Source organism: Symbiopectobacterium sp. (assembly GCF_051710365.1).
Classification (GTDB): Bacteria; Pseudomonadota; Gammaproteobacteria; order Enterobacterales; family Enterobacteriaceae; genus Symbiopectobacterium.
This window is the reverse complement of sequence record NZ_JBPETA010000012.1, coordinates 18,501-31,768: the sequence shown is the minus strand read 5'-3', so window position 1 is coordinate 31,768 and position 13,268 is coordinate 18,501. Positions and strand designations below refer to the sequence as shown.

The 13,268-nt window shown below is 54.3% G+C and carries 13 protein-coding genes and 3 pseudogenes; 4 read left to right on the top strand and 12 right to left on the bottom strand.

What is annotated here, in order from left to right; genetic code table 11:
• Positions 1-125 precede the first annotated feature (125 nt).
• The 3 pseudogenes from ACTBDZ_RS02275 to aaeB form a co-directional block, all read left to right on the top strand.
• Positions 126-242: pseudogene (locus ACTBDZ_RS02275) on the top strand (DUF1656 domain-containing protein); the annotation flags it as partial.
• A 22-nt stretch (positions 243-264) separates the two neighbouring features.
• Positions 265-1,186 (top strand): annotated as a pseudogene (gene aaeA / locus ACTBDZ_RS02270) (p-hydroxybenzoic acid efflux pump subunit AaeA).
• A gap of 12 nt (positions 1,187-1,198) precedes the next feature.
• Positions 1,199-3,160 (top strand): annotated as a pseudogene (aaeB, locus tag ACTBDZ_RS02265) (p-hydroxybenzoic acid efflux pump subunit AaeB).
• A gap of 72 nt (positions 3,161-3,232) precedes the next feature.
• On the opposite strand, the gene yjgA reads toward aaeB, so the two are convergent.
• Positions 3,233-3,784, bottom strand: a complete 552-nt coding sequence (gene yjgA, locus ACTBDZ_RS02260) for a ribosome biogenesis factor YjgA (protein ID WP_438814073.1) — start codon at positions 3,782-3,784, stop codon at positions 3,233-3,235.
• Between the two features lie 199 nt (positions 3,785-3,983).
• Between yjgA and pmbA the strand changes: the two genes are divergently transcribed.
• On the top strand, positions 3,984-5,324 hold the full coding sequence (gene pmbA, locus ACTBDZ_RS02255; RefSeq protein ID WP_438814072.1) for a metalloprotease PmbA: 1,341 nt from the start codon (positions 3,984-3,986) through the stop codon (positions 5,322-5,324).
• 44 nt (positions 5,325-5,368) lie between these two features.
• Here pmbA and rnk read toward each other — a convergent pair whose 3' ends face one another.
• From rnk to kdsD, 11 genes are all read right to left on the bottom strand, one after another.
• Positions 5,369-5,779 (bottom strand): nucleoside diphosphate kinase regulator, encoded by a 411-nt coding sequence (rnk, locus tag ACTBDZ_RS02250; RefSeq protein WP_438814071.1) that lies wholly within the window; start codon positions 5,777-5,779, stop codon positions 5,369-5,371.
• 288 nt (positions 5,780-6,067) lie between these two features.
• Positions 6,068-6,340, bottom strand: coding sequence for a PTS phosphocarrier protein NPr (gene npr / locus ACTBDZ_RS02245; protein ID WP_252319828.1), 273 nt, complete (start codon positions 6,338-6,340; stop codon positions 6,068-6,070).
• Positions 6,340-7,191, bottom strand: coding sequence for an RNase adapter RapZ (gene rapZ / locus ACTBDZ_RS02240; RefSeq protein ID WP_438814070.1), 852 nt, complete (start codon positions 7,189-7,191; stop codon positions 6,340-6,342). Before rapZ ends, npr begins: the two co-directional genes overlap by 1 nt.
• 115 nt (positions 7,192-7,306) lie before the next feature.
• Positions 7,307-7,780 carry a PTS IIA-like nitrogen regulatory protein PtsN gene (gene ptsN / locus ACTBDZ_RS02235; protein WP_264625263.1) on the bottom strand — a complete coding sequence of 158 codons (474 nt, stop codon included), beginning with the start codon at positions 7,778-7,780 and terminating at the stop codon, positions 7,307-7,309.
• 90 nt (positions 7,781-7,870) lie between these two features.
• The gene (gene hpf / locus ACTBDZ_RS02230; RefSeq protein WP_438814069.1) at positions 7,871-8,158 is read right to left on the bottom strand and encodes a ribosome hibernation promoting factor; all 288 of its coding nucleotides are present in this window, start codon (positions 8,156-8,158) and stop codon (positions 7,871-7,873) included.
• Between the two features lie 23 nt (positions 8,159-8,181).
• Positions 8,182-9,615 carry an RNA polymerase factor sigma-54 gene (rpoN, locus tag ACTBDZ_RS02225; RefSeq protein ID WP_438814068.1) on the bottom strand — a complete coding sequence of 478 codons (1,434 nt, stop codon included), beginning with the start codon at positions 9,613-9,615 and terminating at the stop codon, positions 8,182-8,184.
• A 51-nt stretch (positions 9,616-9,666) separates the two neighbouring features.
• Positions 9,667-10,392 carry an LPS export ABC transporter ATP-binding protein gene (gene lptB / locus ACTBDZ_RS02220; protein ID WP_196908458.1) on the bottom strand — a complete coding sequence of 242 codons (726 nt, stop codon included), beginning with the start codon at positions 10,390-10,392 and terminating at the stop codon, positions 9,667-9,669.
• A 3-nt stretch (positions 10,393-10,395) separates the two neighbouring features.
• A complete protein-coding gene (lptA, locus tag ACTBDZ_RS02215; RefSeq protein ID WP_438814067.1) occupies positions 10,396-10,977 on the bottom strand; it encodes a lipopolysaccharide ABC transporter substrate-binding protein LptA in 582 nt (193 codons plus the stop codon).
• Entirely contained in the window at positions 10,958-11,524 is a 567-nt protein-coding gene (gene lptC, locus ACTBDZ_RS02210) for an LPS export ABC transporter periplasmic protein LptC (protein WP_438814066.1), read from the bottom strand. Before lptC ends, lptA begins: the two co-directional genes overlap by 20 nt.
• A gap of 112 nt (positions 11,525-11,636) precedes the next feature.
• Positions 11,637-12,203 (bottom strand): 3-deoxy-manno-octulosonate-8-phosphatase KdsC, encoded by a 567-nt coding sequence (gene kdsC, locus ACTBDZ_RS02205; RefSeq protein WP_438814065.1) that lies wholly within the window; start codon positions 12,201-12,203, stop codon positions 11,637-11,639.
• A 66-nt stretch (positions 12,204-12,269) separates the two neighbouring features.
• Complete coding sequence (gene kdsD, locus ACTBDZ_RS02200) at positions 12,270-13,256, bottom strand: arabinose-5-phosphate isomerase KdsD (protein WP_438814064.1); 987 nt, start codon at positions 13,254-13,256, stop codon at positions 12,270-12,272.
• Positions 13,257-13,268 lie beyond the last annotated feature (12 nt).

Genomic DNA, 13,268 nt, shown 5'->3' with positions numbered 1-13,268 from the left:
GGCCTTGTTATAGGAGGGCCAGTTAGTGATTTTAAAATTTTGTTTTGCCATGGAGACCTGATTTTGAAACAACTATGGTGATCTGATCCGATGATTACCCAAACTTTCTATTTATTCAACAAAGCCTGTTGAACCGTGTTTTACAGCCCACCGGCGTTTATGACTTGGTATGGCATCAGGCGCTGTTTAACACCGCTCTGTTTTGCTGCCTGTTTTATCTGATCTTTCGCTTCTCCCTTTGAGGTCACTGTGAAAACCCTTGCTATAAAATTTCCTGTTGTCTCGCTGATAACCAAAAAGCTGCTGCGCGTGGGTATCACGCTGTGCGTGCTGTTGCTGGCTGCCGTTGCGCTGTTGCGTGTTTGGGCGTTCTATACCGAATCGCCGTGGACGCGAGATGCAAAGTTCAGCGCAGACGTTGTGGCGATCACACCGGATGTCAGCGGTCTGCTGACAGAGGTGTTGGTGCATGACAATCAGCAGGTGAAAAAGGGGGGATGTGCTTTTTGTGGTCGATCCACCTCGTTTTCAGCAAGCACAGGCAGATGTGGACTACTACCTGGCGCTGGTCAATGAAAAGCGGCGTGAGTCTGGACGTCGCACACGCCTCGGCGTACAGGCCATGTCGCAGGAAGCGATCGATCAGTCTGGCAGCGCGCTGGAAACCGCGCAGCATCAGTTAGCCAAGGCGCAAGCGACGTTGGATCTGGAACGTACCGTGATTCGCGCACCAGCGGACGGTTGGGTGACTAACCTCAACGTGCAGCGCGGTGAATACATTACGCGCGGCGCGACCGCCGTGGCGCTGGTGAAAAAGGGCTCGTTCTATCTGGTGGCCTATATGGAAGAGACCAAGCTGGCAAGCGTTCATGCTGGCGACAGAGTCGAGATCACACCGCTGGGTAGCGACCGGCTGTTTTACGGTACGGTTGACAGCGTGGCGGCGGCGATCACCAACAGCAGCGCCAACGTAGACAGTAAAGGGCTGGCGACGGTGGACGCCAATCTGGAATGGGTGCGACTGGCACAGCGCGTGCCGGTAAGAATCCACCTGGATCAACAGCGCGATATTCTTTATCCGGCGGGCACCACGGCCACCGTGGTGATCGCGCAGGCAGACACCCCGCAAAACAAGCAGCCTTCACCGTTGATTCGTTTGCTCTATCGGCTGCGTGAGTTTGGTTAAGACGAGTTCATGATGAAAATGCCTGCTTTTCCCCACTGGCGTTTTGCCTGTAAACTCAGCGTTGCCGTTGTGCTGTCACTGTTTCTCGGTTTCCACTTTCAGTTGGAAACGCCACGTTGGTAAGTGCTCACTGCTGCCATCGTAGCGGCTGGCCCTGCTTTTTCTGCAGGCGGCGATCCCTTTTCCGGGGCGATTCGGCATCGCGGGATATTACGCATTGTGGGCACCTTTATCGGCTGTGTCGGTGCGCTGGTGATTATCATCGCGACCATTCGTGCACCCGTGGTGATGTTGCTGCTGTGCTGTATATGGGCGGGATTTTGCACCTGGGTGTCATCGCTGGTTAAGGTGGAAAACGCCTACGTATGGGGATTGGCGGGCTATACCGCATTAATTATCATCGTATCCACCCAGAGTGCGCCGTTGCTGACGCCGCAGTTCGCCGTTGAGCGCTGTAGCGAGATTGTTTTGGGCATTGTTTGTGCCATTGTGGCTGATCTGCTGTTCACTCCGCGATCTATCAAACACCATATCGACAGCAGCCTGGAAGGGCTGCTGCTGGATCACTATCGCCTGCTGCAACTGTGTATTCGGGGGGCATCGCGTGAAGAGCTTGACGTTGCCTGGCATGGGCTGGTGCGTAAAAGCACCGCATTGGCTGGCATGGGCAATCCGCTGCTGCTGGAATCGGCGCGCTGGCAAAATAGCCATCGGCGCATCAAGGCGCTGCTGGCGCAATCATTTACTCTGATTACTCAGGCGTGTGAGACCTATCTGGTGCTACAGGATAAACCCGAGCCGCTCAGAACCAGTCTGGCATTGCTGATAGATGCGCCGGTAGCGTCGATGGCCGATGTGCGTAAACGGGTGAAGCAACTGCGCCACGCGATTGCAGCCGGTGAGCGCAGGACCGTGCCGCCGACGCTGATTGGCTGGGTGGGGGCCGCAACGCGCTATCTGTTACTGGCAAAAGGGATTCAGACCAACACCCGTCTGACGCAGGTTGAGGGCGAACTGCTGCGTGATGAAGTGATGGTGAAAGCGGCGTCCGCTGAGCGCCATCATGCGATGATCAACGGCTGGCGCACCGGCGTGGCGACGGCGGTAGGCTGTTTATTTTGGCTTATCACCGGTTGGACCTCAGGCAGTGCCTGCATGGTGATGATTGCTGTGGTGACGGCGCTGGCGATGCGCCTGCCCAACCCAAAACGCATGGCGGTCGATTTCCTGGTCGGCACGGTCTATGCCTTGCCGTTGGGATCGCTGCTGTTCATGTTTGTGTTGCCATCCACGCAGCAAAGCATGCTGCTGCTGCTGTGCCTCAGTCTGGGCATTATGGCCTTCATCATCGGTATTGAGGTGCAAAAGCGGCGTATGGGATCGCTGGGGGCGCTGGCCAGCACCATCAATATTCTGGTGTTGGATAACCCGATGACGTTTAATCTCAGCCATTTTCTGGACAGCGCGATTGGGCAGGTTATCGGCTGCTTGCTGGCGTGGCTGGTTATCTTGTTGATTCGAGATAATTCACGTGCTCGCACCGGGCAGGCACTACTTAACCGCTTTGTTTACAGTGCGGTATCGGCACTGACCACCAACCCAACCAAACGGCGTGAGAACCACTTACCTGCGCTCTATCAGCAGCTCTACCTGCTGCTGACCCTGTTTCCCAACGACATTGCCAAATACCGTCTGGCGCTGTCGCTGATTATTCTGCACCAGCGTATGCGGAATCTGTCGTTGCCGATGGACAGTGAACTGTCGGCGTTTCATCGTCGTCTTCGTCAGGCGGCAGAGCAGGTCAGCGACGCGCGACGAGAAATTTCCCGGCGTCACGCCTTTACTCAGTTGCTGACCTTATTGGATGAGTATCAGATTGAGCTATGTCAGCGTCAAATAGCACCGGAGGTCGGTGCATCGGTCAGCCGTATCACGGAGATACTGCACCGCTATCAGCATGCGTTGGTGGAGTAACGCCCAGGGCGACTCCACCACGGGGTGATTTACCACAGAGCGATTTACCTCAGGGCTATTTACCTCTGGGGACTAGGCCTGATCTTCGGCCAGTTCGCGCAGATACTGGAAAATTTGGCGGTAAGACTTGGGCGGCTTGTTAGCGGCTTTTTCTTTCTGCGCATTGCGCACCAATGAGCGCAACTGCTGGCGGTCGGCGGTCGGGTAAAGCCCGAGGATATCCGGGATGGCATCATCCCCTTCCTCAATCAGCCTGTCGCGCAGTTGTTTCAGTTTGTGAAACAGAGCGACCTGCTGGTTGTGGCGGTTCTTCAGCTTGTCCAGTGCGATTTGAATCGGTTCTGGATCGCGGGCACGCAGCATCTTACCGATCAGTTGCACCTGACGGCGGCGGCCCTCTTTTTTGATGCGTTGCGCCAGCTCAACCGCAGCACGCAGATCGTCATCCAGCGGGATGCGCTCCAGCGCATTTTTACCGAGCTCAATCAGCTCCACGCCAAGATCTTTCAGCGCTTCTGCATCGCGTTTGATTTCACTTTTACTGACCCAGATGATCTCATCGTCTTCATCTTCGGCGTGCGGGTCCGGTACGTCGTCCAGCCACTCTTCAGGGTGTTTGTTCATCATCTCTTTCCGTAACAGTTCGGGCATGTGATGCGGTTAACGCCATAAAAAAGACGCCGATCCTAACAGGTTTGGGCTTTTTGCGAAATTATCCTGATATCCTGTTAGACTCAAGCATACACCTTTAGGCGCAGAAGAGGGGCGAGGCAGACGTCATTTCCCGGCTTCTGAACGGCTTTTAACTCAGTATGGCAGAACGATGACAATAATCACTCAGGTTGCAGAACAGCGTAAAGCATTGGAGCAGGCAGTCGCACAGGCGTTGGAGCTGGCGCGCGCCGCTTCAGATGCGGCAGAGGTGGCCATTTCCAAAACCACAGGGATCAGCGTCAGCACGCGCTACGGCGAGGTTGAAAATGTGGAATTCAACAGCGATGGCGCGTTGGGAATTACCGTATACCACCAGCAGCGTAAAGGCAGTGCGTCATCGACCGACTTGAGCCCGGAGGCCATCGCCCGCACCGTGCAGGCTGCGCTGGATATTGCCCGTTATACTTCGCCCGATCCTTTTTCTGGCCCGGCAGAACAAGAACTGCTGGCATTTGACGCTCCCGATCTCGACCTGTTTCATCCTGCTGCCTTGGATGCGGAAAAGGGCATTGAGTTGGCTGCGCGCGCCGAGCAAGCGGCGCTGAAAGCCGATACGCGCATTACCAATACCGAAGGGGGCAGCTTCAACAGCCACTACGGTATCAAAGTGTTTGGCAACAGCCACGGTATGCTGCAAAGCTATTTGTCGAGCCGCCACTCTATGTCGAGCTGTGTGATTGCCGAAGTGAACGGCGATATGGAGCGCGATTACGCTTACACCGTAGGGCGTGCCCTGGACGATCTGCAAAGTCCGGAATGGGTCGGCGAAGAGTGCGCTTGCCGCACGCTCTCACGTTTAGCACCGCGCAAGTTGCCGACCATGGAAGCACCGGTGATGTTTGCCGCCGAAGTGGCTACCGGTCTGTTCGGCCACTTGGTGGGGGCGATCAGCGGTGGCAACGTGTACCGTAAATCGACTTTCCTGCTCGATAAACTGGGCCAGCAGATCCTGCCGGACTGGCTCACCATTGAAGAACTGCCGCATTTGCGTAAAGGGCTGGCGTCTACCCCGTTCGACAGTGAAGGGGTACGTACCGCGCAGCGTGACATCGTTAAAGACGGCGTGCTGCAAACCTGGCTGTTGACCAGCTATGCAGCGCGTAAACTCGGCATGAAGAGCACTGGCCATGCCGGCGGCATTCACAACTGGCGTATTGCGGGCCAGGGACTTAATTTCCAACAGATGCTCAAGCAGATGGATAAAGGCCTGCTGGTGACCGAACTGATGGGGCAGGGCGTGAGTGCGGTAACGGGCGATTACTCGCGCGGGGCGTCAGGCTTCTGGGTGGAAAATGGCGAGATTCAGTATCCGGTGAGTGAAATCACTATCGCCGGTAACCTGAAAACCATGCTGCGCGATATGGTGACGTTGGGGGATGATATTGAAATCCGCAGCAATATCCAGTGCGGTTCGGCGCTGCTGCCTAGCATGAAGATCGCCGGGATATAATCAGGCAACATGACTGCCCTGAAATCAGGGCAGTGGGCGCGTGCTTAGCGATGATATTCGCCAGCGCCCTCAGGCTGGTAGAGCAATTCCAGGACTTCCACGCGAGTTTCCGTACCGTTATGCAACTGCCAGTTAATGGTATTCCCAACGCGCAGACCCAGCAGGGCTGCGCCGAGCGGCGCCATAACAGAAAGTTGTTCCTTGCTGTCCTGCATGGCGGCAGGATAAACCAGTGTTCGGGTGTGCTCTTCGTTAGTGTTTAAATCGCGAAAGCGTACCCGACTGTTCATGGTGACGACATCTGACGGGATGTCCTCTGAAGGCAAGATCTCGGCACGATCCAGCTCCTCATTCAACGCTTGTGCAATCGGTGTGCCTGCAAACGCAGGTTGTTCCAACAGCCGATCTAGGCGTTCCGCATCCAGTTCGCTAATAGTCAGGTTAGGTTTCGTCATACTCCTCTCCAATAGGTTGGTAAAACATAACCCTTGATAAAACGCATAGCGGTAACAAACAATGTTACGTCATGGCAATAAGATCAAGGTTAATAGGGATATAAGCACGTACTGCATATATGAAAAAACAATATCAAGAGAAAAAGTCTACCGCATTTATAAAGCAACACCCTCGCGCCAGCGACGCGGGGGTGTTGATAAAAATGAGAGATAACTTGTAACGAAGTTATACCATAAGGTAGCGTTATTACCTATGGCATTGTCGATTTTTGGGATTATTGTCGCGTGTTATTCTTCATCAAACCCGGCTTCGAATAACTCAACCACCGCAGCCAGTGCGGCGGCCTCATCTGCGCCGCTGGCTTCCACTTCAATGTGTTTACCCTGGGCAGAATCCAGCATGATCATGGCGATCACGCTGCTGGCTTCCGCCTCAACGCCGCTTTCGTTACGCAGCATCACTTCGGCATCAAAGCTTTGCACCAGTTCAAACAGCTTCATCGCCGGGCGAGCGTGCATGCCTAGCTTATTCTTGACGATGACGGTGTGTTTGACGGTCATTATTTACGTTTTTCCAGCGTGCGGTGGCGGGACTGTACGTTTTTGCCGCGCGAGCGAAAATAGTCTGCCAGTTGCTCAGCCACATAGACGGAACGGTGTTTGCCGCCGGTACAGCCAATGGCTACCGTCAGGTAGCTGCGGTTGTTGGTTTCCAGCATTGGCAGCCACAGTTCCAGATAGCTGCGCGTCTGGTAAATAAAATTGTGCACTTCCGTATGGCGGTCGAGGAACGCGGCAACCGGCTTGTCCAGCCCGGTCATCGGACGCAATTTCGGGTCCCAGTGGGGGTTAGGCAGGAAGCGTACATCAAACACGTAATCCGCATCGATGGGAATGCCGTGCTTGTAGCCAAAGGATTCGAACACCATGGTCAGTTCACGCTCGCGTTTGCCCAACAGCCTAGTACGCAGCATTTCCGCCAGTTCATGCACTGACATTTCAGACGTATCGATGATCAGATCGGCACGAGAACGCAACGGTTCCAGCAGGTCGTTCTCTTCATCGATGGCGCTTTCCAGCGAAAGATTTTTGCTGGAAAGGGGGTGCAAACGGCGCGTATCGCTGTAACGGCGAATCAGCGTATTGCGATCGGCATCCAGAAACAGCAGTTGCGGCGCAAAACTGGGCGGCAACTTATCCATGGCGTGCTCGAAGATTTCCGGCGATTCTGGCATGTTGCGCACGTCAATACTGACCGCTGCCGAGATATCGCGCTGTGCCAGCGTGTTTGCCAGTTCCGGCAGCAACACCACGGGCAGGTTATCCACGCAATAAAAGCCCATATCTTCCAGGGCGCGCAGGGCCACAGATTTTCCTGAACCTGAGCGACCACTGACAATCATCAGCACCATCCGACGACTCCCCTCCGGCTATAGCCTTCTTTTGTTACACCCTGACCGAGTGATTCATCTGTATGACGCACAGCGTAGCGCGAATGTCTGAATGTCGCGCGCTTTCTACCGGGGATTAATCCCCTTCAATCATAATTTGGTAAAGCTCTTCGTCACTCTGTGCTGCCCGTAAACGCCGACACACACTTTTGTCAGCCAGACGTTTGGCGACAAGCGACAGCGTATGTAGATGGGTTTTACATTGTTCTGCGGGAACCAGCAAGGCAAAAAGCAAGTCTACGCCTTGATTATCAATAGCATCAAAAGATATTGGCTGTTCAAGCTGGATAAAGACCCCGGTGGCACCCAAGGCGTTATCATCATCGAGTTTTCCGTGTGGGATTGCGATACCGCCGCCAATACCGGTACTGCCCATTCTCTCGCGCGTCAGCAATGCCTCGAAGATCAGCGGGGTCGGAAGGTTTAGCTGCCTGGCTGCCAATTCGCTGATGATTTCCAACGCCCGTTTCTTGCTTTGGCAATGAACGGTGCTGCGGGTGCACTCTTGGCGTAATACCGCGCTGAGTTGCAAAATGGGATCGTTATTCATGGTGTGTTCACTTAACGGCCCGCTCATCTCTTCACGCCTCTGACGTTGTGCCAGAGGCGTATTCCCTGCGCCCGGAGGCGGAGATGACGATCAGTGCTGTTTGAGTTTGTCCTTGTGTTTATTTAACTGACGCGCCAGTTTGTCGATCAACAGATCGATGGCGGCATACATGTCTTCAGATTCGGATGTGGCATGCAGCTCACCGCCATTAACGAACAGAGTAGCATCGGCAATTTGCTCCACTTTCTCCACTTTGAGCACCACGTTGATCTGGTTGATGCGATCAAAGTATTGCTCCAGCTTGGCAAATTTTGTGTTAACGAACTCGCGTAATGTGGGTGTGATCTCGATGTGGTGTCCGGTGATATTCAGCTGCATAGCGTCTTCCTTCTCTGTAGAAATCAAACCAACTGCTTACGCTGGTTTGACGGCGGGATGGATAAAGACTCTCGGTACTTTGCGACGGTACGCCGCGCGACAATGATCCCCTGATCGGAGAGCAGCGTTGTCAGCTTGCTGTCGCTCAAGGGCTTGCCGGGGTTTTCCGCCGCGATCAATTTTTTCACCAGCGTCCGAATAGCAGTGGATGATGCCTCACCGCCGCTGTCGGTATTTACATGGCTGGAGAAGAAATATTTTAGTTCGAAAATGCCACGTGGGCTGTGAAGAAATTTCTGTGTTGTGACGCGTGAGATGGTGGATTCATGCATATCCACAGCCTGAGCGATATCCGCCAGCACCATGGGTTTCATAAACTCTTCACCTTTCTCAAAGAAATCCTGCTGTTGTTCCACAATGCAGCGCGTGACCTTAAGCAGCGTATCGTTGCGGCTCTCCAGACTTTTTATCAGCCAGCGCGCCTCTTGCAGGTGGCTGCGGATAAACTGACTGTCACTGTCGTTACGCGCGCTGTGGCCGAGCGCGGCATACTGCTGGTTGACTTGCAGGCGCGGCACGCTGTCGGTGTTGAGTTCCACCACCCAGCGGTCTTGATGTTTGCGCACCAGCACGTCGGGGATCACATACTCCGACTCGCCGGTATTGATCGATTGGCCCGGACGCGGGTCGAGTGACTGAATCAGTGCCAACGCCTCTTTCAGCGCATCCTCTTTAATACGGCTGGCGCGGATCAGCGTGCGAAAATCATGGTTGGCCAGCAAATCGAGGTATTCATTGACGATAAGCTTGGCTTCCGCCAGCCACGGGGTTTCGGGGGCAAACTGAGACAGCTGGATTTGCAGGCAATCGCGCAAATCACGCGCTGCCACGCCGACCGGGTCAAAACGTTGCACACGTTTTAACACCGCTTCCACTTCCTCAATCGTCACGTCATCGTCGCCGATGCTCTCGAGAATGTCTTCCAGCGGAACGGTCAGATAGCCAGTGGTGTCCACCGCATCGACAATCGACGTAGCGATAGCCGCATCGGTGTCGGAAAACGGCGTCAACTCCACCTGCCACATCAGGTAATCCTGCAAGGTTTGCGTAGTTTCACCCTGATAGACAGGTAGCTCTTCGTCGCGGTAATCGGTGCCAGTGCCCGAGGGTGTGCCTGCGGAGTAGATTTCATCCCAGGTGGCGTCCAGCGGCAGCTCTTCTGGCATATCTTTTTGCTCAAGGGCGTCGCGCGTATCCAGTGATTCGCTGTCGCTCGTTTCCTGAGCATCGATTTCATCGTGGCTATCGGTTTGTTCAAGCAACGGGTTGCTTTCCAGCGCTTGTTGGATCTCTTGCTGGAGTTCAAGCGTAGACAACTGAAGCAGACGGATCGCCTGCTGAAGTTGTGGCGTCATGGCCAGTTGTTGACTTAGCCTGAGTTGCAAACCTTGCTTCATAACTCGTGTCACTTTCCCTTAAATGGAACGCCCATTGCAAACGTTACAGTATCAAAGTCGGAAGCCTTCGCCCAGATAGACGCGTTTCACCTGTTCATCCTCCAGGATTTCGCTGGGTGAACCGTGGGAAATAAGCTGCCCCTGACTGACGATATAGGCGCGTTCGCACACATCCAACGTTTCACGCACGTTGTGATCGGTAATCAGCACGCCCAGGCCGCTGTCGCGCAAGTGCTCAATGATTTTTTTTATGTCGAGCACCGAAATCGGATCGACACCGGCAAAGGGTTCATCCAGCAAAATAAATTTGGGATTGGCCGCCAGTGCGCGAGCGATCTCTACGCGACGACGTTCGCCGCCGGACAAGGATTGTCCCAGACTATCGCGTAAATGAATAATATGGAATTCTTCCATTAACTCATTGGCGCGATCGTCCTGCTGCTCCGGTGTCAGGTCTTTGCGAATCTGCAAGACTGCCATCAGGTTGTCATAGACGCTCAAACGGCGAAAGATCGAGGCTTCCTGCGGCAAATAGCCGATGCCGCGGCGCGCACGTTCGTGCAAAGGCAGCAAGCTTATCTCTTCGTCATCAATCACGATCCGCCCGGAATCGCGCTGGACAATGCCGACAACCATATAAAATGTCGTGGTTTTTCCTGCACCATTCGGCCCGAGCAACCCGACGATTTCACCGGAATTGACCGTTAAACTTACGTTTTCGACCACGCGACGGCCCTTGTAGGCCTTCGCCAGGTTTTCTGCGATTAATGTTGCCATAGGTTATTCAGTTGCCTGTGGTTGCTGCTTGTCTTTTTGAGACGAGGGAGCGGCGGCCTTGCCGTTCTTTTCCTGTAGCTGCGAGGGCACCAGCACGGTGGTTACGCGCCCGCCTTTATCACTCACCGCCTCCATCTGTTGCTGTTTCACCAGATAGGTGATGCGATCGCCTTTCACGTTGCTATCCAGTTGTTCCAGATACGCGTTACCCGTCAGCGTGATCTTATCCTGCGCCAGTTCATAGCGCACTTTCTGTGCGCGGCCTTTCACCGGCTTGCCATTGTCTTGCATCTGGTAGAAGGTGACCGGATTACCAAAGGCTTCAATCACTTCCTGGCCCTGCGATCCCTGTGGGCGCGTGACCACGACTTGATCGGCCTTCACATCAATGGTGCCTTGTTTGACCGTAACATTGCCGGTAAAAGTGACGGTATTGCCCTGCATGTCCAATGACTGCTGCGCGGAATCAATGTGAATCGGCTGACTGGTGTCTCCTGTCACAGCAAGGGCAGGCAGGCTTGCTGCTACTAACAGGGCGCTGGCAATGGCCGCATGACGCCAGGCATTATTGGTGTTGAATTTCATAAGAGGTTTTTACCTTTTCAATCAATTCGGCAGTTTGGTTACGCAAATTACCGCGCATTTTCATCCCATTCGAGAGGAAACTGGCTCCGTACAGTGTCACCTCATCATCGGAGGCGATGTCCTGTGTCACCAGGTTAACTTGCGCATTATCGGTTTTTATCTGCCGTAATTGTGAGTCATTGGTCAGACTGTTGACTTCCACATGCCCGTATAAGAACAACATTTTATCTTTGGTCAGCTTGGCGCGGTCAGCTTTCACCGACCAAGTAGCGATACCCTGTTCGTTAAACAGAGTAGCGACAGGAGCGGTAAACCAGGTGAGCTGTTCCGCGTTAAAATACTCCACTCTTTGCGCCACGAGTCGATAGTTCAGGCCACCCTGCGGGTTAAACACGCACGTGGTGGTTTCATCGCTGGTGTAGGTCGGCACCGCATTGTCCTGGGTTTCCGTTTGTGGCGCGCTGTCCTGATCCGTCAGGTTCCAGCCAATCAGAATCAATACAATGAGCGCCAATAGCGCGGTTAGCCAACGCTTCGTCTTATTCATAATAAAAACGTACTCATGGTCATCGCAAACTTATGTCGTGGCAAACTCATGTCGTAACAAACTTGTACCCCCGACAAGCGGGCGGCGATAGGCCACTTGCCGTGACGATACTTCATATTGATAGCCCTTTGGCGTCGTCCAGCTTACCCTGTGCCAGCAGGATAAGGTCGCACAGTTCGCGTACCGCACCGCGCCCACCAGCAATTCTGGTCACGTAGTCCGCCTTGGGCAGCAGCAGAGGGTGTGCGTCTGCCACGGCGACGCTAAGGCCTATCTGTGCCATCACCGGCCAATCAATCAAATCGTCACCAATATAGGCAACCTGATCAGCGTTAAGCGACAGTGTATCTAACAGTTCACGGAAGGCCAAAACCTTATCTGACTGTCCCTGATAAAGATGGGTGATACCCAGCGTGCGGCAGCGGTCTTCCACCAGCGGCGCAGAGCGCCCAGTAATGATGGCGACCTCAATGCAGGACGTTAGCAGACAGCGAATACCATAACCATCGCGTACGTTAAACGCCTTCAATTCTTCCCCTTGATTGCCCATGTAGATAAGGCCGTCGGAGAGCACGCCGTCAACATCGCAAATCAGCAATTTGATGGCTTGCGCCTTTTCCAATACCCGATCCGCGACGGGGCCATAGCAGGTGGCGGTTTGCGCTTGGGGGTTATTCATAAACATATATCCTTGATGTCATCCTTCTTTCTTTAGGGAGCGCCAGAAAGACGATCCCATTGACTGTCACACCACGCCGGCGCGCAGCATATCATGCATATGGACGATACCGACCAGTCGATCGGATTGTGCCACCAGCAGCGACGTAATATGGCGCGACTGCATCAGATTCAGGGCATCCACCGCCAACGTATTGGGGGTGACCCGAATGCCGCCTGCGGTCATCAGATCGGCGATACGCGCATCATTGAGGTTGATCTGCATATCGAAGATGCGGCGCAGGTCACCGTCGGTGAAGATGCCTTCGATCATCATGTCCGGCGTACAAATCACGGTCATACCGAAACTCTTACGGGTGATCTCCACCAGCGCATCACGCAACGACGCGTCTCGGGTAACGTGGGGGATCTCGTCGCCGGTATGCATGATATCCGCAACGCGCAGCAAAAGTTTGCGGCCCAGTGCGCCGCCGGGGTGAGAAAGGGCAAAATCTTCGGGGGTGAAACCCCGCGCTTGTAACAAGGCAACGGCAAGCGCATCGCCCATCACCAGCGTGGCCGTGGTGCTGGAAGTGGGAGCGAGCCCCAACGGACAGGCTTCCTGTGGCACATGGACACAGAGATGAATATCGGCGGCTTTACCCATGGTGCTTTCCGGGTTGCTGGTGATGCAAATCAGAAATACGCCCAGACGTTTGAGCACCGGGATCAGCGCCAGAATTTCATTGGACTCACCCGAGTTGGATATGGCGATCACGATATCTTGTGCGGTGATCATGCCGAGGTCACCGTGGCTGGCCTCGCCGGGATGGACAAAAAACGAGGGGGTGCCGGTGCTGGCGAAGGTCGCCGCCATCTTGCACCCGATGTGCCCGGATTTCCCCATTCCCATTACCACCACTTTGCCCTGGCAATGGAACATGGTGCGACAAGCGCGGGTGAAGTTGTCATCGATATACTGGTCCAGATGGGCCAACCCGTCGCGTTCGATGGCGAGCACGTGTCGGCCCGCCTGTTGAAAATCGAAATCGGGCTGTTGTTCAACGTTGGACATAACGGTTAATCC

Coding starts and splice junctions, on each gene's coding strand:
- pmbA (WP_438814072.1), top strand. CDS start 3,984: ATGACAATAATCACTCAGGTTGCAGAACAGCGTAAAGCATTGGAGCAG.
- lptB (WP_196908458.1), bottom strand. CDS start 10,392: ATGGCAACATTAATCGCAGAAAACCTGGCGAAGGCCTACAAGGGCCGT.
- kdsC (WP_438814065.1), bottom strand. CDS start 12,203: ATGAATAACCCCCAAGCGCAAACCGCCACCTGCTATGGCCCCGTCGCG.
- rapZ (WP_438814070.1), bottom strand. CDS start 7,191: ATGGTGCTGATGATTGTCAGTGGTCGCTCAGGTTCAGGAAAATCTGTG.
- npr (WP_252319828.1), bottom strand. CDS start 6,340: ATGACCGTCAAACACACCGTCATCGTCAAGAATAAGCTAGGCATGCAC.
- hpf (WP_438814069.1), bottom strand. CDS start 8,158: ATGCAGCTGAATATCACCGGACACCACATCGAGATCACACCCACATTA.
- ptsN (WP_264625263.1), bottom strand. CDS start 7,780: ATGAATAACGATCCCATTTTGCAACTCAGCGCGGTATTACGCCAAGAG.
- rpoN (WP_438814068.1), bottom strand. CDS start 9,615: ATGAAGCAAGGTTTGCAACTCAGGCTAAGTCAACAACTGGCCATGACG.
- kdsD (WP_438814064.1), bottom strand. CDS start 13,256: ATGTCCAACGTTGAACAACAGCCCGATTTCGATTTTCAACAGGCGGGC.
- yjgA (WP_438814073.1), bottom strand. CDS start 3,784: ATGAACAAACACCCTGAAGAGTGGCTGGACGACGTACCGGACCCGCAC.
- rnk (WP_438814071.1), bottom strand. CDS start 5,779: ATGACGAAACCTAACCTGACTATTAGCGAACTGGATGCGGAACGCCTA.
- lptA (WP_438814067.1), bottom strand. CDS start 10,977: ATGAAATTCAACACCAATAATGCCTGGCGTCATGCGGCCATTGCCAGC.
- lptC (WP_438814066.1), bottom strand. CDS start 11,524: ATGAATAAGACGAAGCGTTGGCTAACCGCGCTATTGGCGCTCATTGTA.